Origin of the sequence: Bartonella sp. HY761 (assembly GCF_026743145.1) — a bacterium.
GTDB lineage: Bacteria > Pseudomonadota > Alphaproteobacteria > Rhizobiales > Rhizobiaceae > HY038.
Map to the genome: position 1 here is coordinate 2,720,577 of NZ_CP104887.1, position 26,548 is coordinate 2,747,124.

General features: G+C 40.0%; 28 protein-coding genes. 12 read left to right on the forward strand and 16 right to left on the reverse strand.

Annotated features, from left to right (window positions below):
• Window positions 1-72: 72 nt before the first annotated feature.
• The 3 genes from N6A79_RS11760 to N6A79_RS11770 form a co-directional block, all read right to left on the reverse strand.
• Window positions 73-1,182 carry an HlyD family secretion protein gene (locus N6A79_RS11760; RefSeq protein WP_268546087.1) on the reverse strand — a complete coding sequence of 370 codons (1,110 nt, stop codon included), beginning with the start codon at window positions 1,180-1,182 and terminating at the stop codon, window positions 73-75.
• Window positions 1,183-1,476: 294 nt separating this feature from the next.
• Window positions 1,477-2,817, reverse strand: a complete 1,341-nt coding sequence (locus N6A79_RS11765; RefSeq protein ID WP_268546088.1) for an ATP-binding protein — start codon at window positions 2,815-2,817, stop codon at window positions 1,477-1,479.
• Between the two features lie 12 nt (window positions 2,818-2,829).
• Window positions 2,830-3,537, reverse strand: coding sequence for a response regulator (locus N6A79_RS11770; protein ID WP_182417824.1), 708 nt, complete (start codon window positions 3,535-3,537; stop codon window positions 2,830-2,832).
• Between the two features lie 299 nt (window positions 3,538-3,836).
• Here N6A79_RS11770 and N6A79_RS11775 point away from each other — a divergent pair.
• A protein-coding gene (locus tag N6A79_RS11775; protein WP_268545646.1) for an IS5 family transposase occupies window positions 3,837-4,594 on the forward strand; the annotation gives its coding sequence in 2 pieces (ribosomal slippage) (window positions 3,837-4,170 and window positions 4,170-4,594; 759 coding nt in all).
• 36 nt (window positions 4,595-4,630) lie between these two features.
• On the opposite strand, the gene N6A79_RS11780 is transcribed toward N6A79_RS11775, so the two are convergent.
• Window positions 4,631-5,131, reverse strand: a complete 501-nt coding sequence (locus tag N6A79_RS11780) for a MarR family winged helix-turn-helix transcriptional regulator (RefSeq protein ID WP_268546089.1) — start codon at window positions 5,129-5,131, stop codon at window positions 4,631-4,633.
• A gap of 109 nt (window positions 5,132-5,240) precedes the next feature.
• Between N6A79_RS11780 and N6A79_RS11785 the strand changes: the two genes are divergently transcribed.
• Window positions 5,241-5,891: an MBL fold metallo-hydrolase gene (locus tag N6A79_RS11785; RefSeq protein WP_268546090.1), complete on the forward strand. Its 651-nt coding sequence runs from the start codon at window positions 5,241-5,243 to the stop codon at window positions 5,889-5,891.
• A 108-nt stretch (window positions 5,892-5,999) separates the two neighbouring features.
• On the opposite strand, the gene dps is transcribed toward N6A79_RS11785, so the two are convergent.
• Complete coding sequence (gene dps / locus N6A79_RS11790; protein ID WP_268546091.1) at window positions 6,000-6,491, reverse strand: DNA starvation/stationary phase protection protein Dps; 492 nt, start codon at window positions 6,489-6,491, stop codon at window positions 6,000-6,002.
• Window positions 6,492-7,316: 825 nt separating this feature from the next.
• On the opposite strand from dps, the gene N6A79_RS11795 reads away from it, so the two are divergent.
• Window positions 7,317-8,063 (forward strand): YebC/PmpR family DNA-binding transcriptional regulator, encoded by a 747-nt coding sequence (locus N6A79_RS11795; RefSeq protein ID WP_182417828.1) that lies wholly within the window; start codon window positions 7,317-7,319, stop codon window positions 8,061-8,063.
• Window positions 8,064-8,203: 140 nt separating this feature from the next.
• Here N6A79_RS11795 and N6A79_RS11800 read toward each other — a convergent pair whose 3' ends face one another.
• Together N6A79_RS11800 and hpaR are read right to left on the reverse strand one after the other, a co-directional pair.
• The gene (locus N6A79_RS11800) at window positions 8,204-8,764 is read right to left on the reverse strand and encodes a biotin transporter BioY (protein ID WP_268546092.1); all 561 of its coding nucleotides are present in this window, start codon (window positions 8,762-8,764) and stop codon (window positions 8,204-8,206) included.
• Between the two features lie 174 nt (window positions 8,765-8,938).
• Window positions 8,939-9,379, reverse strand: coding sequence for a homoprotocatechuate degradation operon regulator HpaR (gene hpaR, locus N6A79_RS11805; RefSeq protein ID WP_268546093.1), 441 nt, complete (start codon window positions 9,377-9,379; stop codon window positions 8,939-8,941).
• 533 nt (window positions 9,380-9,912) lie between these two features.
• Here hpaR and N6A79_RS11810 point away from each other — a divergent pair.
• On the forward strand, window positions 9,913-10,539 hold the full coding sequence (locus N6A79_RS11810; RefSeq protein ID WP_268546094.1) for a hypothetical protein: 627 nt from the start codon (window positions 9,913-9,915) through the stop codon (window positions 10,537-10,539).
• Window positions 10,540-10,728: 189 nt separating this feature from the next.
• The gene (locus N6A79_RS11815) at window positions 10,729-11,061 is read left to right on the forward strand and encodes a TIGR01244 family sulfur transferase (RefSeq protein WP_268546095.1); all 333 of its coding nucleotides are present in this window, start codon (window positions 10,729-10,731) and stop codon (window positions 11,059-11,061) included.
• A 104-nt stretch (window positions 11,062-11,165) separates the two neighbouring features.
• On the opposite strand, the gene N6A79_RS11820 is transcribed toward N6A79_RS11815, so the two are convergent.
• From N6A79_RS11820 to N6A79_RS11840, 5 genes are all read right to left on the reverse strand, one after another.
• A complete protein-coding gene (locus N6A79_RS11820) occupies window positions 11,166-11,618 on the reverse strand; it encodes an SH3 domain-containing protein (RefSeq protein ID WP_268546096.1) in 453 nt (150 codons plus the stop codon).
• A 772-nt stretch (window positions 11,619-12,390) separates the two neighbouring features.
• Entirely contained in the window at window positions 12,391-13,800 is a 1,410-nt protein-coding gene (leuC, locus tag N6A79_RS11825; RefSeq protein WP_182417833.1) for a 3-isopropylmalate dehydratase large subunit, read from the reverse strand.
• A gap of 401 nt (window positions 13,801-14,201) precedes the next feature.
• Window positions 14,202-15,491: an ATP-binding protein gene (locus N6A79_RS11830; RefSeq protein ID WP_268546097.1), complete on the reverse strand. Its 1,290-nt coding sequence runs from the start codon at window positions 15,489-15,491 to the stop codon at window positions 14,202-14,204.
• A 2-nt stretch (window positions 15,492-15,493) separates the two neighbouring features.
• The gene (locus tag N6A79_RS11835) at window positions 15,494-16,153 is read right to left on the reverse strand and encodes a response regulator transcription factor (protein ID WP_182417834.1); all 660 of its coding nucleotides are present in this window, start codon (window positions 16,151-16,153) and stop codon (window positions 15,494-15,496) included.
• Window positions 16,150-16,455, reverse strand: a complete 306-nt coding sequence (locus tag N6A79_RS11840) for a PepSY domain-containing protein (RefSeq protein WP_182417835.1) — start codon at window positions 16,453-16,455, stop codon at window positions 16,150-16,152. The genes N6A79_RS11835 and N6A79_RS11840 overlap by 4 nt, the downstream gene beginning before the upstream one ends.
• Before the next feature lie 108 nt (window positions 16,456-16,563).
• On the opposite strand from N6A79_RS11840, the gene N6A79_RS11845 reads away from it, so the two are divergent.
• Window positions 16,564-16,896 (forward strand): PepSY domain-containing protein, encoded by a 333-nt coding sequence (locus N6A79_RS11845; protein ID WP_182417836.1) that lies wholly within the window; start codon window positions 16,564-16,566, stop codon window positions 16,894-16,896.
• Window positions 16,897-17,019: 123 nt separating this feature from the next.
• Here the strand turns inward: N6A79_RS11845 and N6A79_RS11850 are convergent, their stop codons facing one another.
• Entirely contained in the window at window positions 17,020-18,978 is a 1,959-nt protein-coding gene (locus N6A79_RS11850; RefSeq protein WP_268546098.1) for an acyltransferase family protein, read from the reverse strand.
• A gap of 442 nt (window positions 18,979-19,420) precedes the next feature.
• Between N6A79_RS11850 and N6A79_RS11855 the strand changes: the two genes are divergently transcribed.
• The 5 genes from N6A79_RS11855 (at window position 19,421) to N6A79_RS11875 (ending at window position 23,718) form a co-directional block, all read left to right on the forward strand.
• Window positions 19,421-20,428 (forward strand): ABC transporter permease subunit, encoded by a 1,008-nt coding sequence (locus tag N6A79_RS11855; RefSeq protein ID WP_182417838.1) that lies wholly within the window; start codon window positions 19,421-19,423, stop codon window positions 20,426-20,428.
• A 9-nt stretch (window positions 20,429-20,437) separates the two neighbouring features.
• Complete coding sequence (locus tag N6A79_RS11860) at window positions 20,438-21,328, forward strand: ABC transporter permease subunit (RefSeq protein ID WP_268546099.1); 891 nt, start codon at window positions 20,438-20,440, stop codon at window positions 21,326-21,328.
• A 3-nt stretch (window positions 21,329-21,331) separates the two neighbouring features.
• Complete coding sequence (locus N6A79_RS11865; RefSeq protein ID WP_268546100.1) at window positions 21,332-22,174, forward strand: ABC transporter ATP-binding protein; 843 nt, start codon at window positions 21,332-21,334, stop codon at window positions 22,172-22,174.
• Window positions 22,171-23,019, forward strand: a complete 849-nt coding sequence (locus N6A79_RS11870; RefSeq protein WP_326848739.1) for a dipeptide ABC transporter ATP-binding protein — start codon at window positions 22,171-22,173, stop codon at window positions 23,017-23,019. Before N6A79_RS11865 ends, N6A79_RS11870 begins: the two co-directional genes overlap by 4 nt.
• A 69-nt stretch (window positions 23,020-23,088) precedes the next feature.
• The gene (locus N6A79_RS11875; RefSeq protein ID WP_268546101.1) at window positions 23,089-23,718 is read left to right on the forward strand and encodes an IMPACT family protein; all 630 of its coding nucleotides are present in this window, start codon (window positions 23,089-23,091) and stop codon (window positions 23,716-23,718) included.
• Window positions 23,719-24,131: 413 nt separating this feature from the next.
• Here the strand turns inward: N6A79_RS11875 and N6A79_RS11880 are convergent, their stop codons facing one another.
• Together N6A79_RS11880 and N6A79_RS11885 are read right to left on the reverse strand one after the other, a co-directional pair.
• Complete coding sequence (locus tag N6A79_RS11880) at window positions 24,132-24,692, reverse strand: hypothetical protein (RefSeq protein ID WP_268546102.1); 561 nt, start codon at window positions 24,690-24,692, stop codon at window positions 24,132-24,134.
• Window positions 24,693-24,976: 284 nt separating this feature from the next.
• A complete protein-coding gene (locus N6A79_RS11885) occupies window positions 24,977-25,606 on the reverse strand; it encodes an NAD(P)-dependent oxidoreductase (protein ID WP_268546103.1) in 630 nt (209 codons plus the stop codon).
• A gap of 122 nt (window positions 25,607-25,728) precedes the next feature.
• On the opposite strand from N6A79_RS11885, the gene N6A79_RS11890 reads away from it, so the two are divergent.
• Window positions 25,729-26,052, forward strand: coding sequence for a winged helix-turn-helix transcriptional regulator (locus N6A79_RS11890; RefSeq protein WP_268546104.1), 324 nt, complete (start codon window positions 25,729-25,731; stop codon window positions 26,050-26,052).
• 44 nt (window positions 26,053-26,096) lie between these two features.
• On the opposite strand, the gene N6A79_RS11895 is transcribed toward N6A79_RS11890, so the two are convergent.
• Complete coding sequence (locus tag N6A79_RS11895; RefSeq protein ID WP_268546105.1) at window positions 26,097-26,525, reverse strand: hypothetical protein; 429 nt, start codon at window positions 26,523-26,525, stop codon at window positions 26,097-26,099.
• Window positions 26,526-26,548: the final 23 nt, after the last annotated feature.

Genomic DNA, 26,548 nt, shown 5'->3' on the forward strand with positions numbered 1-26,548 from the left:
CCTCAAATTCCCTGATTTTACTATTATTAAATGGCATAACCCTTTAAAGGAACCGCCATTAATAAAAGCAGCCTATTGTGGCTTTGCACCCTCTTTTGGTGGTAAATTTTCAATCTTGATTGATGATTGCAGATTATCTGGCCATGGTTTGCTATCATCAAGCTTTACATAAATAACCCCCGGCAAACCGGTTTTAACATCCTTAATATATTGCTCCAGCAAGGTACTTGGAATACGCGCACGCACGCGGAACATCAACTTAGCACGTTCTTCTGAAGTCTCTACCGTTTTTGGCGTAAATTGTGCAACGTCGGACACAAAAGAAATATTAGTTGGGATGACATATTGCGGCAAAGCATCTAAAACCAGATGAGCTTCTTGACCAAGAGATAATTTACCAATCTGATCGGTTGGCAAGAAGAACGTCATATAGACATCGCTTAAATCAACAAGATTAAGCACGCGTCCGCCGGCAGCCACAACTTCTCCTGGTTGAGCAATGCGATATTGGATGCGGCCCGAGCGCGGTGCCTTCAATGCGCTATCATCAATATCTGATTGGATACGCTCGATGGTGGCTTTTGCAGCATCAACAGCTGCCTCGGCGCTCACCACATTAGCCTTAGCGGTTGAAACACCAGCCTTGGCTGAAGCCAATTGTGCATTGGCGGCGGCAAGGGCTGAAAGTGCACCCTCATAGGTTGCCTGATCATCATCCTTGGTTTGTTCAGAAACAGTGCCGCGTTCTTGCAAAGTATTAGAACGATTAAACCGCCTTTGGGCATTATCACGCTGAACTGTTGCTTGCGATACACGCGCCACATTGGCTTCTTCTTCAGCTGCAGCTTGTTCTACCTGCAATTTTGCAGTTTCGACATTTATTTCAGCTTGCTTCAATTGCGCTTGCGCTTGGCGCAATTGCGCATCAAGAGTTAAAGTATCCATTTGAGCGACAACTTCGCCCTCATGAACAAAATCACCTTCACGCTTTTTAATGTCACTAATACGGCCTGATGATTTTGCCGCAATATCAACTTCAGTTGCTTCAATCCGACCATTAGCGACGGCTACATAATTGGGAAGACTATTAGATGATGGCAATAAATAACGCCAAGCAATAAAACCAACAACAATGACTAAGACAACCACCCAGCCCCATTTGCCTGCTTTTTGTAAAGCCATAATCCACCTACTCCAATAATAACAAACAATAATTTAAAAATTGCAACGACAAAAGGTCATCATTATTATTAATGCGAAATATTGATTATATTAGCTATAATGAATATTTAAACATTGCTTAAATATTCATTATCATTTTAAATAACCATACGCACATTTAAATAAAAGAATCACACCTATTAAGGTATATGTTTAATATGCGCGTAAAAAAGACTTAATACAAATAGTTTGAATTCAATTTTTACAAAAGACAAACGAATAGCTAAGTTGCAGCCATTTTAATCAGCCATCCTGTTAAATTGGCACTTCAATAATAACCCGCAAACCACCTTTTGGACTTTTATGCAATATAACATCACCACCATGGCTACGGGCAATATCACGGGCAATGGAAAGACCAAGCCCTGTGCCGCTTGCGTCTTGATTGCGTGCTTCATCAAGACGGAAAAATGGTTTAAATACTTCCTCACGCATATTTTCAGGAATTCCTGGACCATCATCATCAACACAAAGCGTTAATTTATGATCGTCATGATGGATCACCACATCGACATTACGTGCATAACGAAAGCCATTTGACACAAGATTGGCAACCAGTCTTGTAAAACCATTGGGGCGCACTTGAATTTCAGGATTGCCATGCATTTCATAAGTAAAACCACGTTCACGTAAAACGGCTTCTTCTTTCAGCTTCGCCATGACATTTTCAAGATTAAGAGTACCAACCTCTTCACTGCCTTCACCGCGTGCAAAAGCAAGATAGCCTTCAAGCATGTTTTGCATGTCATTCACATCATGCTCTAGCGGTTCAGTATCAATACCACCACCTGCTATGGCAAGTTGCAGTTTAAATCTGGTTAAAATAGTACGTAAATCATGGCTGACACCAGATAGCATGGTCGTACGCTGCTCAATTTGCCGCTCAATACGCTCCCTCATGCGCAAAAAGGCAATACCCGCACGCATCACTTCTTCAGCGCCGCGCGGCGAAAATCCCTCTGGTAATGGGCGGCCTTTACCAAAACTATCTGCAGCTTCTGCCAATTGCTGGATCGGTTTAATTTGGCTGCGTAAGAAATAAATAGCAATAATCAACAAAACGAGTGCTGTCACCACCATCCAACTTAAGAAAATACCGGTATTGGATGCATAGGTTTGACTGCGCGTTGCAAATACCCGTAATACTTTATCATCAAGACGAATACGAATTTCCACAAGATCTGAATCGCCAACTGTATCAATCCAGAATTGCCGATTAATCTGCTTGGTGATTTCCTCACTCAAAAAATAATCCAAAATTGCAAAAAATGGCTTTGGCCCGGGCGACGGCAGTGGATCAGGTGGCAGAATAGAAATATTTAAGCCCATTCTTTTCTGGGCAATGCGGATAATATTATCATAATCAGCATCCTGCGGATAGGTCTCAATCAGATCAATAATGGCAGCAATATCATGAACAACTGCCATGGACAAACGCTCAGTTACCATTTGCCAATGCCGTTCCATAAAGACATAGGCTATCACTGATTGCAGCAAAACCATTGGTGCAATAATAATGATAAGAGAACGCGCATAAAGCCGTTTTGGCATGCTTTTAGCAATGAAACGGCTTAATTTAGTCCATGGTGCTTCCATTATATGCGCCTATTATTCAACCGCCAATTTATAGCCAATACCACGCACTGTTTGCAGCCAAACAGGATTTGCAGGATCATTTTCTACCTTACGGCGTAAACGATTGATCTGCACATCAATGGTGCGTTCACCCACTTCACCTTCGCCGGCGGCCAATTCTTGGCGCGGAATAGTCTCACCAACGCGAGAGGCAAAAATTACCATAATTTCTTGCTCGCGATCGGTAAGATGGATAATCTCCCCCGCTTTTTTCAATTCACGCCGCGGAATCGAAAATGTATAGGGACCAAAAACAATTTGCTCTATAGTTGGTTGGCTTGTTTGATTGCCTCGGCGTAAAATAGCATTGATACGCAATAATAATTCACGCGGATCAAAGGGCTTAGGTAAATAATCATCAGCACCTGCCTCAAGACCATCAATACGTGCATCCGTTTCGGCTAATGCAGTCAACATCAAAATTGGAACATCCTTAGTTTCACGCAAAGAACGCGTAAGTGAAATTCCAGTTTCTCCAGGCATCATCACGTCAACAATTAACAGATCAAAATCCAACCCTGCCAATTTTCGCCGCGCTTCATCTGCCAATGCAGCCATAGAAACACGAAAACCATTTTTCTGTAAAAACTGCGATAACAGACTGCGTATGCGTGTATCATCATCAACAACCAAAATATGGGGAGCATTATCGGCAATGCTGTAATCTTGTTTATCTGTCATCAACACATCCTACTTATGTGAATTTTAAAACCTAATTATTATAAAGCTCTTTTGGCGCAATCTGCATAAATATCGGTTAAATCATCTAGCAGACTCATATCTATTATAGGGCAATAAGCTTAAGCAAAGTAAAACACTTCATTCACTTTTCATATCAATTGCAAAATCTTGTTGAAAAAAGAAAGGACAAAGAATGCAGCATCTTAAAATAGTTATATGACTAGGGTCAGGACCTATTAATTTTTTGGATTCCTTTTTTTGTTGATTTGTGATTCATTGGTTTTGTGGAGGTGAAACTAATGAGTGATTTGTTTTTATTGAGCGAAGAGCAGATGGCGCGAATATCGCCCTGTTTTCCACTGTCTCATGGGGTTGCTCGTGTCGATGACAGGCGCTTTATCAGCGGCATTGTCTATGTCATCAAACATGGTCTGCAATGGAAAGATGCGCCCCTCGGTTATGGTCCGCATAAAACGCTCTATAATCGCTTTATCCGCTGGAGCAGGTTGGGTGTATTTGACCGCATCTTCGCAATGCTGGCCGGACAGGGCCCAAAACCTCAACGCATCATGATTGACGCCACACACCTCAAGGCGCATCGCACGGCTGCCAGCCTGTTAAAAAAGGGGATATTCCCCGCCGTATCGGGCGCACGAAAGGCGGCTTGAATTCAAAGCTGCACACGGTCTGCGATCAAGATGGAAAGCCAATATGTCTGCTACTAACTGAAGGGCAGATGAGTGACTACAAAGGAGCCGCTCTTTTGCTAGCGCATCTGCCAGATGCCAAGGAACTCATTGCAGACCGGGGGTACGATGCTGACTGGTTCCGGCAGGCATTGCTTGACAAAAAAATAAAGGCTTGCATTCCGCCCAGAAAGGGCAGAACCACCGAGATAGTTTATGACAGGCAAACTTATCGGTTGCGTCACATAATCGAAAACCTCTTTGCCAAGCTAAAAGACTGGCGGCGCATCGCGACACGCTATGACCGATGTGCACACACCTTCTTCTCGGCTATATGCATCGCCGCAACCGTAATATTCTATCTTAATTAATGAGTCCTGAGCCTAGGCAAAAGTTGCTTTAAACAATTATTCTTTTTCCCGCGCCAGATTTTCAATATAAGTTGGTTCACGCCGATCATTATCAAGCATGCCAGCTAAAAATTTGCGCACAATGCTTGAATCTTCAAGGCCGGCTTGCTTTAATGCGCGTTCAATACGCTGCGATTGCGGTTCTGACAGGCGTAATGATAAATCCCGCCCTTTTTGCGTTGGATACAATTCCCTTTGCCGGCGATCTTTAACGCCTGCTTCTTGCAAAATATATTCATCGTCAATTAATTGCTTTAATACGCGCCCAAGCGATTGCTTGGTGATGCCTAATACATCCAATAATTCAGCAACGGTAAGCCCAGGGCGACGACTAACAAAATATAAAACGCGGTGATGGGCACGCCCAAAACCTAATTCTAACAATAAACGGTCAGGATCTGCCGTAAAATCCTGATAGGCATAAAAGAGCAATTCTATAACCGCAATATGATCCGTTTCAGAAGCTTCGATGGCTTTTTTTACCGGCGATAGGGGCATGCAAAATCCATTTTGAATAAAACACAAAAATTTGCCATATCATAATGTATAAGAATATGGAATGATAGAATTATAGCATATAAAATAGACTAAAATAGGAATAAACGTCATGGGCATGCTAAAGGCACATATTATACCGGTTACAATAGCACAACAAAATTGTACCATATTATTTGATGAAGATAGTAAAAAGGGTATTTTACTCGATCCAGGCGGTGACCTTCCATATATTATGCAAGCTATTGAGCAAGAGGGCATCAAAATTGAGGCAATTTGGCTAACTCATGGTCATTTTGATCATGTTGGTGCGGCAATGGATGCAAAAGAAGCGCTCGGCGTTGAAATTATTGGCCCACAAAAAGATGATGAATTTTTACTTGGCATGGTGGAAGAAACGGCCAAGGCCTACAATATCACCGATAAAATACGCAATTGCACCACCGATCGTTGGCTTGAAGAGGGAGATGAGCTTGATTGTGCCGGTCATAAATTTAAAGTGTATCATACGCCTGGCCACGCCCCTGGCCATGTTATTTTCTTTAATGAAGAATTGCGCTTTGCTCTGATGGGCGATGTTTTGTTTCATGGCTCAATCGGTCGAACTGATTTACCACGCGCGAACCACCAACAACTACTGGACACAATCAAAAACAAAGTCTTGCCCTTGGGCGATGATGTTGGATTTTTATGTGGTCATGGTCCAGGCAGCACAATCGGCACTGAAAAACGCAGCAATCCATTTGTTGCACCAATTGCGTAAAATTGTTCTTACATCAAAAAATTTTTTGATGTTTTATAGTAAAAAAAACAGGCTTTGAAAACAAAGCCTGTTTTTTATTATAAATCTAAAAATTTTAGAAATTAAACTTTACTTTGGTTCTTGAACATGGGCTTCAAGGAACCACAAGTTTTTATCTAACGTACGTGATGCGGCAGTGAAAATATCAGCAGTATCATCTTCACCTGCATCAGCTGAATCTTTAATTGCTTTACGCACAAAATTTGCAGCTTCACCATAGCGCTCAATTAAAGCATCAAGATGATCTTCAACTTTGTAAATATCGGTAGGATAAGGCTTTAGTAATGTATCCTTGCTGACACTTTGGGTTGTACCAAATGCGGTACCACCAAGCTGAGCAACGCGCTCTGCAATAATATCAACATGTTCATCAAGATCATCACGGAATTGATCTAACATTTCATGAACCATAATAAACCGTGGTCCTTTAATATTCCAGTGGGCTTGCTTGGTTAGTAAGCCAAGATCGATCAATGCAGCCAAAGATTTGTTTAAAAGCTCAATTGCTGTTTGTTTGGTGTTTGAAGGAACATCATTAACAGTTTTATGCATCTTAACCATTTTATTACCTCATTATAAACACGTCATTCACCCTTTGGCGGATGATTTAAATTTCAAAAAATTGATCAACCCACAATTTCCTTTGTTGGGCGCTTGCGATCCTGAATTAATATAGTAAAGCTTGCTGACATTTTAAATAGCTAAACATTTACGTGATCAAAAAAAAGAAAATTAATTCGTAAATACTAGAATAGCCGTAAGTTAAAAATGCACACATAAATTTCAATTTCTTTATATTTTCGTTATTTTTTGAAATTTTATTTTATATTCATAACTATTAGAATAATTTTTGACAATTTTGTATCAAAGCATCACTAATTAGTGAATTATTTTCACACATATAATGCTAATTATCGCATTAGCTTGGCGGTTCATGCCAAAAGTCTTTTTTATAGAAACGGCTTTTTTCAAGATTAATTTGAAAAAATTATAGCAATTTTGCTTATAGGGCTTTTTTTATGACCTAAAAAATCATAAAAGCTTTACATAAAGCCAGAAAATATACGACAGCATTTTTCTGGATGAGTTTAAGGCTTTTTATTTTTGTATAAGGAATGATTGCTTTAATCAGCGCAATAACAGTTCTTATACGAAGCAATTTCATATGGAATGCGACATGATGCAAAGACCAATGAGCATCATTATCATTAAATCTATGCAATTACCTTATTTTTAAAGGTTCCAGCATTTTACAAATGAAATTGTTTCGCATATTGTTAAAGTGTTTTAGTAGATAGAATGATAGAATTTTATCTGTTTTGTTAAACAAACTGCATTAATCGCATCAAGCGAGACTATTGGCAGTAAACCATAAGCAGGAGTGCCATGGCTGGCCATTCACAGTTTAAAAATATTATGCATCGCAAAGGTCGTCAGGACGCGATGCGCTCAAAAATGTTCTCAAAATTGGCGCGCGAAATTACCGTTGCTGCCAAGCAAGGCTTGCCTGATCCAGCAATGAATGCGCGTTTGCGTCTTGCAATCCAGAACGCTAAAGCGCAGTCAATGCCGAAAGACAATATCGACCGCGCAGTTAAAAAAGCATCAGGTGGCGATTCTGAAAATTATGATGAAGTACGCTATGAAGGTTATGGTCCTGGCGGCGTTGCTGTTATTGTTGAAGCATTGACCGACAATCGTAATCGTACCGCATCTAATGTGCGTTCAGCCTTTACAAAAGCTGGGGGTGCAATGGGCGAAACTGGTTCAGTTGGGTTCATGTTTAATCGTGTCGGTGAAATAATCTATAAGGCAACAGCTGGTAGTGCTGATGCGATTATGGATGCCGCAATTGAAGCGGGCGCCGAAGATGTGACTTCTGATGAAGATGGACATACCATCATTTGCGCCTTTGAAGATATTGGCGAAGTCTCAAAAAACCTTGAAGCTGCCCTTGGTGAAGCTGAGTCTATCAAAACCATATGGAAGCCACTTACCATGGCACCGGTTGATGAAGATAAGGCGCACTCGATTTTAAGACTTATTGATGTACTTGAAGATGATGATGACGTGCAAAACGTCTATGCCAATTTCGAAGTCAGCGATGAAGTGATGGCAAAGCTGTCCAATTAATAGATCGCTACTGATAAGTTTAAAAACCTGAAGTTTTAAAAAACTTCAGGTTTTTTTGTTATTTAAATAGGTTTTAAATCATGCTTTAGCTGCGAGCTAAATTAAAACGAATTTAACGAAAACCAATTGCACTCCTCATCCTATTTGATGCCAGTATTAGCAAATTGGCCCGGCAATGCTTTATGCAGCACTTTTAAAATTCCAAAGACAATGGCAACTTTAACAAGATCTACAGGGATAAAGGCAAGATTGCCTAAAATAATAGTCCATAAGGATTTATCATCGGTAATAATATACAGCCAAAGAATACCAAAGAAATAAACTGTTACAATACCACCAAGGATCAAAGCAACAATCTGCTTAACAGGTGTTAGATTTTTTCTGAAAGCGTGGAATAAAGCGCCAATAACCGCAACGCCAAAAGCCCAACCAACAAAATAACCGGCCGTAAAGCCCATAAAAACACCGATACCACCACGGCCACCCGACAAAACAGGCAAGCCCACAGCGACCAATATCCAGATAATTAAAATAGCGCAAACACCTCGCCGTGCACCTAATAACGCACCAGCAAGCATAACCCCAAGACTTTGTGTCGTAATCGGCACTGGGATAAAAGGAATGGTAAAAGCCGGGATAAAACCAAGCACGATGATAAAGGCTGCCATTAATGCGATAAGCACTACATCTTTTATAGTCACGCCAGATTCCTTTTTGTTTCAGCTTCTGGCTCTTATAGCAGCTTTGCAAGTTCGATTGAAGCACTTTGGATTAAAAAAGGTTAAGGAAAACCGAACTGGATCATGGAATGAAAGATATTTACACTGTTTAAAAGTGCAAATATCTTTGTCACAAGTTACAAAAATCAGAGTTTTCTAATTTTCAAGTTCTTCAATTTCGTGCAGGAGGGTCAAAAGTTGTTGAAATTTTTCCTTCCCAAAACGCTCGACAAAAGCATTATATATCGCCTCTCCCACCGGAGTAATTTTATCAATGATACTTATTCCCTCGCGCGAAAGGACTAGCAAAGATCGTCGGCTATCAGATGGGTCTTTCTCACGAATAATAAAATCACGCATTTCAAGTGTCCGCAATATCCGCGTAAGACTAGGCGATAAAATACAAGATCGATTGGCAAGTTCTGTCGCTTCAAGAGGCGACTCTTCCCGTAAAACACGCAAAACGCGCCATTGCTGCTCAGTCATATCAAATTCTGCAAGCATGCCACGCAAATCGCGTGTGATAATTTCACGCGCACGTAAAAGACTTACAGCCAAGCAGTTCTTAATAAAACTTATCTGCTCCATATTTTTCATTCTATTATTATCCCTCAAATCGGACTAAACCAGAAAACCCAAAAAACGGAAGCACATATTAAAAATGCGAGCCCCTCAGACTTGCATTCACGACAGACAAGTTTTACCAATTCCTAAATTGCTAATATTACGCAACTATTGGTATTCATTCTTCAAATATATGAGAAGTTGTTTTTTTGATGCTACCTGTTGAAACAGGGCTTATTTTTTTGGTGTCAAAAGGCTAAATCCGTTATCTTAGTTTTAGTCCCCACACGCGGACATAAAGATAAATAGGTAACTCTGTCAAAACATATTTTATATTTTAGTACATAATCACATAATGTTGAACGAAATTGCGATCAAATTTGATTTATTTTGTTATAAATATTGTTGTTAATTTTCAAAAAACGGCATTTAGCGACCATATGCTTTAACCAAAATAAATGCCATAGGCACATATCCACTTGAATTAATCAATTGGCAATTCCACTCAAAACAAATTTGATTTAAGATAAATTGGTAGCCGATCAAACAATTAGGAATTATTCTCGATGAAATTATTATACCTAGTCATTTTATTGAGTGGTGTTTTTTTTAATATTACTGCCCCGGCAAAATCTTCTTCGCTTACTAGCATTAAAACTGTAAGCGGAGAAGACTTAAGTACTCTTTCCATACGTTGGTGGCAATGGGTAACCAATGCCCCTGATGATTTAGATCCGCTTGCCGATGATACAGGCGAGCATTGCAATTATGCCCAAAGTGGCGATGTCTTTTTTTTGGCGCCTAGCTATAGCTTCGACAAGGTAATGCGCAATTGTGCAGTCCCTAAAGACAAATATATCTTTTTTCCCGTCATCAGCATTATGCGTTGGGATACTGGCGATGGCTTATCTTGCGATGACTTAAAAAAAGAAGTCAACGCTGCAATTAACAGTGCCAGAGATATGGTCAGCGAATTTGATGGACAAAAACTTGACGGAACTCGTGCGGCAACGTCGAGCTGTTTTACAATCCCTGGCGATGAAGACCATTACGCGTCCGATGGCTATTGGATCTTGCTCAACCCGCTAAGCGAAGGCGAACACCACTTGCATTTTAAAGGCCTTATTGGGGATGATGCCGCAATGCAAGATGAATACATGCAAGATATAGAATATAAAATTAATGTAAAATAAGTCTAAAAATATTAATTTATTGAACTATTTGATAAATATTCTTGTAACAGCATTAAAATACGTTATCTTATTAAAATTTAAAACCAAATATTATAAATATATCTCTTACATTATCCTTGGTTTTATTCTTTTTTTCCAAGAGTTTAAATGTGAAGAAAATATTAAAACGGAACTAAGTGAGGAAATTTTATGAAGATAAAGCCGATTGATGATGATGTATATGTATGTGGTCAGATTGAACCAACAGATATGGCTGCTTTAAAAGAGTTTGGCATTGCAACCATTATCTGCAATCGCCCTGATGACGAGGAAGTTAACCAACCATCCTTTGCCGACATTAAAAAAGCTGCCGATGCAGCAGGCATAAACACTTATTATGTTCCAGTTGTGCCTATGGGTATTGCTGAGGAAGATCTCGTCGCGATGCGTAATGCCATTGCTGAGGCTAAAAAGCCGCTGCTTGCTTTTTGTCGCTCTGGTGGTCGCTCAAGCACTATTTACAGCCTTGTTACCGACAACTAATCTTAAAGCGACTAATACTTAAAAAAAGACCTATCTGATCGATCATGAAATCAGATAGGCCAATTGGTTAGCTTGATTTTAGCTAACGGGGATTTGTGAAATTCTTAACGCAAATGCTGTGGTGCAATTTTAGCAACATTAATGCGATTGTGGTTTGCAGCCTTTGCTTCTGACTTTTCAGGAACAATGGTTATTGAAATATTTAAGCCAGCAGATGCGGTACGGCCACCAGTTGCAGCAGAGCCGCCTGCACCACCGCTAACTGCCATTGCGCGAGCATGGCTATTTGCAGCAGCTAATTGCGTTGAAAGCTTATTGGTTTCAACCCAACCTTTTTGGTTGCCAGCAGTTACATAGCACCAAGCTGAATTGCAAACACCAACATTAACTTTCGTCCCTTTAGCAATTGTGGTGGTGATTGCGGCGCCATTTGCAGGCGCATTATGCAATGATAAGGCAGGGGCTGAAACTGTAGTTGCTTGTGCAGTAAGTGCGCTACCGATTACAGCAATTGCGAGAGTTGAAGCAGCGATGATTGATTTTGCAAAACGGTTCATGATCTTTATCCTTAAATTTGTTTTGGAAGAACCGCAAAACCCATAATTTTAAGCAAAGTTTCTCTAATCGCGAAAACTCGTTTCGCGCCTATTTGCTTCAAATTTTGACAAGGTTAGACTGTTAACGGGAAACGCTTTTGGCTTCCGTTTGTTAAATTCTTCCGGGTTGTTTGGTTAATTCTTTTAGCTGCCTTTTATTGAAGGTTGGCTTATTTGCCATTTATCAGCCTTGGTACCCACATAACGGCACAGCTTAAAAAAGGTTCCAAAAAAAGTTTACAAAAAGTGAATTGTTTTTTTATTTTTTCGAAAAAAGAAATTAAGCCTTTTATGAGCTATAATATTGCGCATCAGCATATTTTGGGTAATGGTTTAAATTGACGACCTTTTGAACCAACTTATAATTGATTTTATAGTTTTGAGTGAAAGGGTTGTACAGTGAATGATCTTCACTAGCACTATATCTTTGAAGTTTTCGAGCATGTCGAATTTTATCTAGAAGATGTATAATACTGGGCGTTCAAGGCGTAAATGCATCTTATTTAAAGTTTGCAACGAGGCTCTTTTTTGACCGATGCAAGCTATGCGACCTAGTTATAAATGGCTTTGCAAAATATAATTTTAATTTTATTCAACGAGATTGCATTCATTGCAGCCTCAAATTTTATTGGCATTTTAAAATATTGATAAGCTTTATTTTACTGATGAACAAAATTTTAAACAAAAAAGCGGCCCAATGAGCCGCTTTTTAGTAATCATAAAGATTTAAAGATTATTGCCACTCACGCACATCAACAAAATGACCAGCAATTGCTGCGGCCGCCGCCATAGCAGGTGACACAAGATGAGTGCGCCCCTTATATCCTTGGCGACCTTCAAAATTTCGGTTAGAGGTTGATGCACAACGCTCACCCGGTTTTAAACGGTCATCATTCATGGCAAGACACATAGAACATCCAGGCTCACGCCACTCAAAACCAGCTTCGATAAAGATTTTATCCAAGCCTTCTTGTTCTGCCTGTTCTTTCACCAAGCCAGATCCAGGCACCACCATTGCTGATACAGTTGGCGCAACATGACGCCCCTTAGCGATAGAGGCGGCAGCGCGCAAATCTTCGATCCGACCATTAGTGCATGAACCAATAAACACGCGATCAATAGCGACATCAGTCATATGAATGCCGGGCTTTAAATCCATATATTCAAGAGCACGTTTTTTGGAAGCGCGCTTATTTTCATCTACAATATCATCAGGATTTGGCACAACACCATTAATTGGCATGACATCTTCAGGTGATGACCCCCAAGTAACCGTTGGTGTTAAATTAGCTGCATCAATCGTGATAACTGTGTCGTAAACTGCGCCTTCATCACTTTTCAAAGTTTGCCAATAAGCAATGGCATCTTCAAGCATCTTACCCTCTGGTGAACGTGGGCGGCCTTTAATATATTCAAAAGTAATTTCATCTGGCGCGATAAGACCAGCGCGCGCACCACCCTCAATCGACATATTACAAATGGTCATACGTCCTTCCATCGAAAGCGCTTCGATGGCTTCGCCAGCATACTCAATCACATGGCCGGTACCACCTGCGGTACCAATCTCGCCAATAATGGCAAGGACAAGATCTTTTGCCGATACACCATCAGGCAATTTATTATTGACCTGCACAAGCATATTTTTGGCTTTTTTCTGGATAAGGGTTTGGGTCGCCAAAACATGTTCAACTTCCGATGTACCAATACCATGAGCCAAGGCACCAAAAGCACCATGGGTTGAAGTATGGCTATCGCCACAAACGATGGTCATGCCCGGCAAAGTAAAGCCCTGCTCTGGCCCTACTATATGCACAACCCCTTGGCGAACATCGCGTTCTGAATAATATTCAACGCCAAATTCAGCCGTATTGGCAGCAAGCGCCTCAACCTGAATGCGGCTTTCTTCGTTTTTAATGCCATTGACGCGATCTGGCGAGGTTGGAATATTATGATCAACTACCGCCAAGGTTTTTTCTGGATGACGCACTTTACGTTTCGCCATGCGCAAACCTTCAAATGCTTGCGGGCTAGTTACTTCATGCACGAGATGGCGGTCAATATAAAGAAGGCAGGTGCCATCTTCCTGACGATCGACAATATGGCTATCAAAAATTTTGTCATAGAGCGTACGCGGTGCACTCATTTTCATGTCCATTCTTTTGCCTCTAGGGCTTTATTTGGCCATTAAGGCTCATTTTTTTAAATAGGAAAATTTAATTTATCAAAAAGCCAAAGGTCAAGATTATAGCCTTTTGTAAAACTTGGCTGAGCAAGTAAAAAAGCTAGACCATAAGTCGGCTTAATGATGAGCCTGAAAAATACACAACAAAGCGACCTGGTAGCAGTTTATGATCCTGCACGTCCAAGCGCGTAATGGCTAATTGCCTAATAAGTGTATTTTTCAATAAAAACCTATTGTAACTCATAATTGTCTTTTAACATCTTTGATCTTGCTATGCAATCAGCTAGATTAGACCTTTTCCAAAAATATATGTTTTACATTAAATAGTGCTATATTATTGCCTTTTAAATGGTCAATCAGTTTTATTTATGAAAAATAATAACCCGTAATCCCCCCAAAGGGCTGTCCTCTAAACGCATGGCAAAGCCGTAAGGCGCAAGGACATCACCGGCTATTGCAAGACCAAGACCAGTCGATTGCGCTCTTTCATCAAAGCGCACGCCGCGTTGCAATGCCAACATGCGCCTTTCTTCATCCATACCTTCGCCATCATCATCGATTATAATTTGCTCAGCATTTGGTTGAAAAATAATAATCTTTTGTTTGGCATGACGAGCTGCATTTTCAAGGACTGTTCCTAGCGCCTCGGCAAGATCTGCAACATCAATAGGCATAATTGCATTGTCATCAATATTATTTTGCCATTCTAAAGCTTCACCATAGGAGGTTGCCGACAAAACACGTACCAATTGCCGTGATAATTCGCCAAGATTACTGGATAGTTTACCCTTATGAGCAGAAACTTCGGCACGCGCGCGATGAAGCTCGCGGTCAATTTGGCGTTGCAAACCGCGCGATAAATCACGCAAGAGCACCGCAGCCTCCTTATTATTTTGTTCATCAAGCCGACTGCTTAAATTGCGCAAGGCAGCTAAGGGAGATTTTAAACCATGAGCCAAATCACCCGCCCGCTTTTGCGCCTCATCAATGCTTTGCGCTCGATTATCCAATAAGTGATTTATCGTTTCAGTTAATGGGCGCAATTCCTTATAATAATTTTGCTCCATACGCTCGTTTGTATTACTGGTTATCTTTTCAACATTTTTTCGCAAAACAGCTAATGGTCTCAAACCAAAGACAATTTGCAATCCAAACAAGACCGATAAAACCAAACCAAGCATAATGAGATAAATAGAAAGATCCGCGGCAAATTCATTGCGCGCTTTAATAATTTGCTGTTCATCAATGGCAATTTCAATTTGCAAAGGGTGCCCGCGAAATGCAACTTGACGAACCACCATCAAATAGCCACCAGAACGACCATTTTTTTCAACTAAAGGTAAATTTAAATCCCATAGTGAGCGCGATCTTATAATATCATCATTGCTTTTATCAATCACTTGCCAATAAAGACCGCTATAGGGCTTTTCAAAATCTGGAATCACAAAGGGCAGATTAACGGCAATCTTGTTTTCGTTGTCCAACGATATACCAGCAGCGATGGTCTCGGTCCAATTATTAAGCTGCACCGAAAACCGCCGCTCAACATGGCGCTCAAAAAGCAATGAAAAACCAAGAAATGAGATAGCTAATGCAATAATAATAGCAATACAACCGGCTAAAAATTGCCGCAATCGCAAAGAAGCTTTCATAACTATTGTCCAGTTAGGCGGTAGCCAAGTCCGCGTCTTGTTTCAATAGCACTTGCACCAATTTTACGGCGCAACCTTGTTAATAATGCTTCCAATGCATTGGGATCGCGCGCATCAACATCACCATAAATATGTTCGGCTAGCTCGCTTGGCGTCACCACCCGATCTTTGTGTAGCCCTAAAAACTGTACAACGCGATATTCAAGCGCAGATAAATCAACATTACGCCCGTCAACGGTAATCCGCATCAAACGTGTATCAACTGCGATATTGCCAATCTGTAATATTGGATCTGCTTGCCCCACTGAACGACGAATAAGCGCACGCAAACGCGCAACCAATTCTAACATTTCAAAAGGCTTGGCAAGATAATCATCTGCTCCTGCGTCAATGCCTTCCACTCTTTCAATCCAACTGCCACGCGCACTTAAAATAATAACCGGCACCACCACGCCAGCACGCCGCCATAATTTTAAAACAGTTAAGCCATCTTTGACAGGTAAGCCAAGATCAAGAACAATACCGTCATAATTTTCAGTTTCACCCTTAAACCAAGCATCATCACCATTATCGGTACTATCAACCGCAAAACCAGCCTGTTCTAACGCGAGACACACATCATTGCGCAAAATAGCATCATCTTCAACAACAAGAACTTTCAATCGTCTATCTCGACTTTTAATATTTGGCCAGTTTTGGCATCCATTTCTATTTCACGTATTATGCCTGATGAATCAATAATTTTAAATTCATAAATATAAAGATGATCTTCTTCATCAAATTCAAGTTTTATAACGCTTGAATTTGGAAAGGCTGCTTCAACAAAACCAAGCATTTGCGTCAACGGCATAATTTCACCGCGCGCCAAGGCTTGCCGCGCCGCTTCTTGATCATTACCTGAATAGGCTGGATAAATCACTCCTATAAGAGCAATAAAAACCGTGATATAAAATAATCTAACCATCTTTGCATCATGCGCTTTTTAAACTGACAGAATACTGACGGTGCAAGTTAGGGCAGCGTCAGCACGACTCATTTAAAACATCATTCATCAAACCAAAGGAGATCAAAAATGGCAACTATCCATAAAAAACTAACAGCTCTTACTCTTATCGCTGCAATGACCGTTTCTAGCTTAAGCCTGCCAGCTATAGCACAAAATGCTCCTGTTGGCGTTCAACAACAAGCCCCTATTGGTATGCAGCAAGCCCCAATGGCAGCCCAAACCATGAACCGTATTTCTTGGTCACAAATGGTCAAGGGTCTTGAGGACCAAGGCTTTATCATTCGTGAAATTGAAACCGAACATGATGGTTGGAAAGCTGAAGTTTTCGACAAAAATGGTGCCCATTACAAACTTTATCTAAACGGACAAGGTGCAATTGTTCATCAAAAATATGATTGATTCACCAAGTTAAAAATCCATCAAGTAAAAGCGTTTTATCCTTTCGATAAAGCGCTTTTTTGTATTTGCCACCAAATTACGGAATAATGTTGATTGTAACAAGTAACAGCCAAGCCAACTCCTTTACCTACTGAAATGATAATGGCCAAAACTATTTGCAGCAGCAATAATTTTTCCAAATAAATCATGCTTTTTACCCAATTCTGCTGATCCATAGGGCGATAAATGTATGGCATCAATGTAAGCAGGATAGCCGTTATAGACAACCGGACATTTACCGTCTTCGCACATCAGCTCATCAAGATGAATGATTGGCAACACATCTTTTAACTTGTCTAACAATGCGTTTACACCATTCCTTTGATCGCTAATATCAGCATAATTTATGCTGCACATATCCATCGCTTTAGCGTCCATTGTCTTAGTACGGCGTAGAACGCTTTTGATGCAGCGATTTGGGTCAAAAGATGTGCGAGCGGGTGGGGAAATGAGGACGGTTTTAATATTATGTGCCGATAGCCAATCAATTATTTCAGCAAATTTTTGCTCAACCAGTAAGGGCGAAGATTTAACATAGCCCTGCTCTGTCAGCATATTTGCATTATTGAGATAATAGCTAAGGGATGTTGATATAATCACATAGCGAAGATTTTTATGCTGTAAAATTACATCTTTAATATCTTTTTGATGCTGTAAGCAATATTCTTTTTGGGTAGGAAGTTCGGCTGTGTCTGCAAAGTTAAATAAAGGTGGGCATGCCAATAGAAAATTAGCTGCAAAAGGCTGCTGAGATTTTGATGTCAACAAAGCATCAATCAAATGACCCGCATAGGAATCTCCTATTAATAAAACTTGCGGATTTGAACCATAAGTGCATTGGCTCAAAGTGAATGGGCCTTGCTCACACTGTATTGCGCTCTGCCGAACCTCGGGTATTTTTGAATATGGGCTATCAATTTTAAATGGCGAAATCGCGTATAATCTTGGCAATGCTATCGCAGTTATAGATAAAGCTGAAATGCCAATTGCAGCATAAATAAAGACCGCTTTAGATTTATATTTTGTCTTTGGTCTTCTAAATGGTTGCTCGATAAATTTCCATGACAATGTCGCCAATATTATTGTAAAAATAATTAAAATAACAAAATATTGTTTTTGAAACGGCGCAATATATAGCCGCGCAAAAACAAAAATTGGTTGATGCCAAAGATAAAGTGAATAACTAATTAGGCCAATAAAAACTAAGGGTTTCCATGATAATATTTTGCCGACGCTTGTTTGCGCCCTTGCAAATCCTAAAATCAACATGGTGCCCAAAATGACAGGTACTGTGCCCCAACCTGGAAAATCTAGCTTACGCGGTAAAAGAGTTAAAGAATAAAGGATCAAAAGCAGGCCAAACCACGATAGCCAGCTTAATGATTTATGGGATAACTCTTTTTTATCCAATGCAGAAATCGCGAGAAGCCCACCTGCAGCCAATTCCCAAAATCTTGTTGGAAGCATAAAAAATGCAAACATTGGATTATGATGAACAAAAGCTAGGCAAAAAATAAAGCTTGCTAAAAATACGGCGCCAATCGTTAAAAGCAATGTTTTTTTGCCAAAACGATAAAAGCATAAAATTAAAAAAGGGAAAATTAGGTAAAATTGCTCTTCAACCGCTAATGACCAAATATGTAAAAGTGGCTGTAATTCGGCATCGGCTGAAAAATATCCTCCCAAGAGAGAATAGAAAAAGAAATTGGCATAAAACAACACACTGGCTAGCAAACTACCCAAATAATTATCAAGTTCGTCAGGCAACATCATAACGAAAGCGATAAGTGTTGATACCATACATACAAAAAACAATATCGGCAAAATACGCCTAATGCGGCGATCATAAAAATTGGAAAAGGAAAACTTACCAGCTTTTAAATCATCAAGAATGATAGAGGTAATTAAAAAACCACTAATCACAAAAAAGATATCAACGCCCAAAAAGCCGCGATTCATAAAATTGAACCCAGCATGAAAAAATACAACTGGCAACACGGCGAGTGCACGTAAGCCATCAATTTCTTGGCGATACTTCATCATAAATTATATTTCTAACAATTACTTGGGCTTATATATATCGATATTTAGAGTAAGCTCCCCTAACATATATCATGGCTTTGTAAAATATTTTTATGCTTTTGTTATCAGGCATATTTTTAAACGATATGTTTTTTAAAAAAGCTAAAGCTTAATTTTACTTTGACCTATTCGTTTTCATTTTTACGAATGGCTGTAAAGAATTGATTGATATGCAATAAAAATTTCCCAAAGCCTAGCTTTTTAAGCGTAAAATGATTAAAGAAGAAAAGATAAGGTGAGAAATTTTTAGTTGCTGTCACTGTGAAATAAAGTGATTTTAGATTTTCATCATCAAAGCAAAAACATATGGGCGAACTTAAATTGTTTTAAATTAATCATGACATTAGCGATGTAGCTTTAATGTTGATATAGCCCATCTGTCTGTGATCGGAGTAAATCATATATGTTGCGTTATCTTTTGCAAAAGATTGGCTATATTATCCCGACATTTCTTGGTATTACGCTTGTTGCCTTTATTTTTGTGCGTACATTGCCGGGTGATCCAGTTTTGTTAATGGCTGGAGAACGAGGAGTTTCGCCTGAACGTCACGCTCAATTAATGGCCCAATTTGGCTTTGATCGCCCCTATTGGCAACAATATTTTGATTATCTTTGGGGTGTATTTCACGGTGACCTTGGCATTTCCTTTATTACCAAAAAACCAATTGCCGAAGAATTTTTTACGCTTTTTCCAGCAACATTAGAGCTTGCCTTATGTGCAATTATCATTGCAATTATCATTGGTATTCCCGCCGGAGTTATCGCTGCAGTTAAGCGCGGCTCGTGGTTTGACCAAGGCGCAATGGGCTTTGCCCTTGTTGGATATTCCATGCCAATTTTTTGGTGGGGCATTTTGCTCATCATGTTGTTTAGTGCCAATCTTGGTTGGACACCAGTTTCAGGTCGTATCTCATTGCTGTTTTATTTTGACCAACCAACCGGCTTTATGTTGATTGATAGCTGGCTTTCAGGTGAAAAAGGTGCCTTCGCCTCGGCGGTTTCGCACCTTATCTTACCATCAATCGTACTTGCGACTATTCCCCTAGCGGTTATTGCCCGCCAAGCCCGTTCTGCCATGCTTGAAGTTTTAAGTGAAGATTATGTCCGCACAGCACGTGCCAAAGGATTAAGCCGTTTTCGCGTTATTGGTATCCATGCGCTGCGCAATGCATTTATTCCAATTATCACAACAATTGGCCTGCAAATTGCAATGTTGATGAGCGGCGCTATTTTGACCGAAACCATTTTTTCTTGGCCGGGCATTGGGAAATGGATGATCGACTCAATTTCACGGCGCGATTATTCCGCTGTACAAGGCGGGCTTTTGCTTATTGCCATATTGGTGATGACCGTCAACCTTGTGGTTGACGTTTTGTATGGCTTTATTAATCCGCGCATTCGCCAGAACTGAGGTAAGACAATGACCGCAAATCAAACACAAACCGTGACGGCAAGCGCTTTTAGTGAATTTTGGTATTCATTCAAATATAATCGCGGCTCGCTTATTGGGCTTATTATTTTTTTTACAATTGTTCTATTAAGTGTTCTAGCCCCATTAATTGCGCCCTATGGTTATCAAGACCAATTTCGTGACTTCATGCTAAAGCCGCCGGTATGGCAAAATGGTGGGTCGTGGCAATTTATCTTAGGCACTGATGCTGTCGGTCGTGATATTTTATCGCGCATATTGCACGGTGCGCGCTTTACACTTCTTGTCGGTGTTATTGTTGCTTTAATTGCAATGATTTTTGGCATTATACTGGGTGTAATAGCCGGCTACATAAAAGGGCCGCTAGATGCATTTATTATGCGCATCATGGATATTATCTTAACAATTCCATCCCTATTATTGGCCCTTGTCCTAATTACCATCATCGGTTATGGCTTAAAAGGCGCAGTCATTGCAACAGCAATAGCCTTGCAACCGCATTTTGTGCGCTTGGCACGAGCAGCTGTTATAGCTGAAAAAAACAAAGAATATGTGGTTGCAGCCAAATTAGCAGGTGCAGGCCCGATAAGGCTTATGTTTAAAACTATTTTACCCAATTGTATGGCTCCGCTCATTGTGCAAGCAACCTTTTCATTCTCTACAGCTATTTTGGATGTAGCTGCTTTGGGCTTTCTTGGCATGGGTGCGCAAGCACCATTGCCTGAATGGGGTACAATGCTTGCCGATGCACGCGAATTTGTATCCAGCGCATGGTGGGTTGTAACTTTTCCCGGTCTTGCTATTCTTATCCTTGTTCTTTCTATCAATCTGATGGGGGATGGTTTGCGCGATGCACTCGACCCCAAGTTGAAAAGGAGCTAGGCCATGTCACTTTTAGAAATACGCAATCTATCTGTTTCTTTTGAAACTGCTTCAGGACCATTCTTTGCAGTTAAGGGTATTGATATCACTGTTAATAAAGGCGAAATTTTAGCCATTGTTGGCGAATCAGGATCAGGTAAATCTGTGAGCATGCTAGGGGTGATGGGGCTATTACCCAAAACCGCAACGGTTACTGCCGATATTATGCGTTTTGAAAATATTGATTTATTAAATATTTCAGACAGCAAACGTCGCTCTATCATCGGCAAAGATATATCAATGATTTTTCAAGAACCAATCGCTAGCCTTAATCCTTGTTTTACTGCCGGATTTCAAGTGGAGGAAGTTCTTAAAACCCATCTGAATCTTCATGGCAAGGCTGCGCGAAAACGCACTTTAGAACTTTTTGAAGCAGTTGGCATTCCTGATCCAGAAAAACGCCTTAAAAGCTACCCGCACCAAATATCTGGCGGTCAATGCCAACGTATCATGATCGCTATGGCCATTGCCTGCAACCCTAAATTGCTAATCGCCGATGAACCAACTACCGCCCTTGATGTAACCATTCAAAAGCAAATTCTCGATCTTTTAATGGACTTACAACAAAACCACGATATGGGCTTGATCATGATTACGCATGATATGGGCGTTGTTGCTGAAACAGCTGATCGCGTCATGGTGCAATATAAGGGCACTAAAATGGAAGAAGCTGATGTGCTTTCTTTATTTGCAACGCCGCAAAGCCCCTATACAAAAGCACTTTTGGCAGCTTTGCCCGAACATGCAACCGGAGAGCGTTTACCAACTGTTGCCGATTTTATGGCAGAGCATGGAGGTGTCTTATGAGTGACATTATAATTAAAGCTGAAAACCTCATGCGCGACTATGTAAGTTCGGGTGGCTTTTTAAAACCAAAACGTATTTTACATGCGGTGAACAAAGTTTCTTTTAGTGTTGAACGCGGCAAAACTCTTGCCATTGTCGGCGAATCCGGTTGCGGAAAATCAACCCTTGCCCGTATTATCAGCCTTATTGATCCACAGACATCTGGAAAATTAGAGATTAATGGCGAAGATATCAATATAGCTAAAACCAGTGTTACTACTCAAATGCGCCAAATGGTGCAGATTGTTTTTCAAAACCCATTTGGCTCACTTAATCCGCGCCAAAAAATTGGCCATGCTTTAACAGAGCCTTTAATGCTGAATACCACAATGAATAATGTTGAGCGGCGCAAAGCAGCAGAAGAAATGCTAGAAAAAGTCGGCCTTCCTGCTAGCCATTTCAACCGGTATCCGCATATGTTTTCTGGTGGTCAACGCCAACGTATCGCCATTGCCCGCGCCCTAATGTTAAGACCAAAAATTTTAGTTTTAGACGAGCCGGTTTCGGCTCTTGATCTTTCGGTGCAAGCACAGGTTCTTAATCTTTTGGCCGATCTACAGGAAGAATTTGAACTAACTTACGTCTTTATCAGCCATGACCTATCCGTTGTTAAATATATTGCCGATGAGGTTATGGTCATGTATTTTGGTGAAGTAGTCGAATATGGCAGCCGCGATCAACTATTTGCCAATCCGCAGCATGACTACACAAAAAAGCTTTTTGCTGCGACCCCAAATACCAATATTGCAGCTATTAAACAGCGCGTTGAAAAGCGTCAAGCCGCAAAAATTTCAAGCATTGCCTGATAGTTTAAATAAAGGTGCGGCTTAAAAACCGCATCTTTTATCGAGCTAGCGCATTTTAAAACAAAATTTTTGAAAGCCTTCCACTTATTACATCCCATGCCCTTTACCCTTGCACAACCAACAGAACTTATTGAAGATATAAAAAAAAGCCGGTTCTTAACCCGCGCTTTTCCTATTGCGTCGCTCGATGAATTTGACACAATTCTAGCGCAGTTAAAGGCTAGTGAAGAAGCAACCCATCACTGTTGGGCATGGAAATTTGGCAATGCCTATCGCTTTAGCGATGATGGGGAACCAACCGGTACTGCGGGTAAACCAATCTTAAATGCCATTGAAGGCCGTGATTGCGATAAGGTTGCCATAATTACCACCCGCTGGTATGGCGGCATACAGCTTGGCACTGGTGGCTTGGCGCGTGCTTATGGTGGTGGTGCTGCTCGCTGTTTGCAACAAGGCGAACTTGTTGAAATAATTGCAATGGCAAAATGCAACATTGAGTTGCATTTTTCAGAATGGCCAATTGTTGAGAGCCGTTTGGCAAATTATAAAGCATTGATTTTAAGCCAAGAATTTGGCGCGACTGGTGTTGATTTAAAGCTTGAAATGCCCGACAGCAATTTCCCAGCTTTCATGGATTATTTAAAAGACTTAACCCGTGGGCGAATTATGCTAAAAAATGAAGACGACACGAAAGAATAGCGCTACTGTTATGATACTATTCTAACCGGTATAATTTGATATCTTTGTTTTGATATCACCACAAATACCACCATCGGCAGTTCTTACATTAATGATAACTTTTGTATCATCAACAATAACAAAAAAATGGCAAATATGAACCGAACTGCAAGGATATTAGTTGCCTGTTTCTACACACACCCAATGATATTCAAAACCTATTCTTGATGGCAATGCACCTTGAGTACTCGAAGGCTTATCCATTAAAGCAATCATAGCCTCTGTCAGCTTTACCTAACAGCCAATACCCCAACAAGGAAAAAAACCAAACTTATACTCTCACTAAAATAAGATCATAACCAGTATAAAGATATGCTTGAAATTTTTTCATAACTGATATTTTGAACTCAACATCAAAAAAATTAAGAACCCTATCAATTAGCATTATTTGCGCGTTTGGCACGAATTATTTGAGTGACTTCACTTATAATTTTTTCGATGTTTTGGTCACCAAATTTGCCAAGTGCTATACCAGCTTCTCCGCAATTTTTAGTGGGCATTGCACTAGCTGCTCTTGTTTCTGTAATGATGTTGTTACTATTAAATGTGACCGAAAAATTACATGTTAAGGTTGCCGGGATGAGACGCATGTCAGTAACCCACTCCATGCTATAGCCTGTCATGCTAGTAGGATCACGAACGGTATCCCAACCTCTATAAGTTCCAAGTTTTTCTCCAGGATATGGACTAGACCAACTATAGGTTGTTTCACCATTTTCTTTTTTTGTATTGTCGGGTTCGCCTGTAATTGCTATAAGTTCACTTATTGGCTTTCCCTCAAAATAGCGCAATATTAGATCGAGGCTAAGCTGTCGAGACAGAGAACCTTGCAAACGCATATCTATGATAGTATAACCATCTGAAATTGCACCACAAGAAGTTGTAAATGGTGCACAAAATAAAATAATGACCAAATTTAAATAAAACTTTTTCACACTTATACTCCCCATTTAGTTCTTTTTTAATTATTTTTTAAGTAAATGTAAAGTTATATTTTAAAAATTTTATAAAATAAACTATTAAAGTAATATAAAAAATTTTCTTTAATTATAATCATTTATTATGATTAAATATATTTCCATTTAAAATAGATTACAAAACGTTCATTTTATCAGAGGCTTTGAAGAGGCAATTTGTATTTTACATGAACAATGCAAAAACAGCGGTCGATTTTTTAATTTGACCGCTGTTTCTTTGCATCAATTTGCCTGATAAATTATTATGAAATGACACTATAGCGTTGCTTGATGTGATTGCGTTTTTCTGCTTCATCAATCATTGCAATGGCATAATCGGCATAGCTGATTTCACTTTTACCATTATTGTCAACGATAAACTCTTCACCACCTTCTTGATATTTTCCAGTGCGAACTCCGTCCGCAATAAAAACAGCTGCAGGACTTAAAAACGTCCAATTGACATCACGACATTTTTTAAGCGCATCAAGCGCTGCCGCCATAGAAAGCGCCAGGGGCTTATATTCTTCAGGAAAGCTTGAGCTATCGACCAAACGTGTCGTGTGACTTTTATCCATATAAAGGCTTCCTGCCCCACCAACAACTAACAAACGATTGGCGTGACCAGCCAAGATATCAGTAAGATGTGCAAGCGAAGTTTGATATTGGTTTAATGTATCTGGAGTAAAAACGCCAAATGCATCAATAATAACATCAAAATCAGCTAAATCTTGGTAGCTCAAATCAAATAGATCCTTGATATAAGTTTTTGCACGCGGATCAGCGGCATTGCCTTTGCGGATAATCGCCGTGACATCATGGCCGCGATCCAGAGCTTCTTTAGTTATTAATTGACCTGCACGACCATTAGCCGCAATAATTGCTATTTTCATGATAAATACTCCTTATTTCGCAAACCATAGCATGATAGGCGCTATTGTAAAGTAAGCACCTTTTTGTTATATAGGTTACTAAAAGATACTAATGTTAAATAATCGAGTATTAAGGGTATAAAATGCTTAAGCTACCACCATGTCCTGTTGAAATTACCTTGCTTATTATAGGCAATCGTTGGAAACCATTGATTATTCGCGACTTGCTTAATGGCACCAAACGATTTGGCGAATTGCGCAAAAGCATTGGCGATATTTCGCAAAAAGTGCTAACTACCAACTTACGTGAATTGGAAGAGCAAGGCATAGTCCTACGACAAATCTTTGCCCAAGTGCCGCCCCGGGTTGATTATAGCTTAACCAAACGCGGTAAAACGCTTGAACCCATATTAACCGCTATGGCAAATTGGGGCGAAGATCACCGTCAAGCATTAGCAATAACATAAAGAGTTAAACTATTTGATAGCTATTTGGGATATAAATTGGCCATCTATCCAGTATAATTTGATATCTTTGTTTTGATATCACCACAAATACCACCATCGGCAGTTCTTACATCAATGATGATTTTTGCATCATTCACTGTAGCAATAAGATGGCATATTGTAATAATATGGGTAAAATTTGGATTTAATTGGGTCTCGGTTGATACCCAGTGGTATTCAAAGCCTACTCTTGGTGGCACAGCACCCTGGGTACTTGAAGGTTCGCCCATTAAGTCAATTAGACTGTCAATTGGTTTGCCCGTGAAACGATCTTTCAGCATATTAATCAATATAAAATTATAAGATTTAGCTACCTTATAATAAGGCTTATATCTATCATCAAAGGTTTCTATGCAGCCACTTAAAACCACCCCACTCAAGCAAATCAAAAAAGATAACCGCATCAATCGTGACACATAATTTGTAATTATCATAACTAAAACCAATTTTTTTAAAT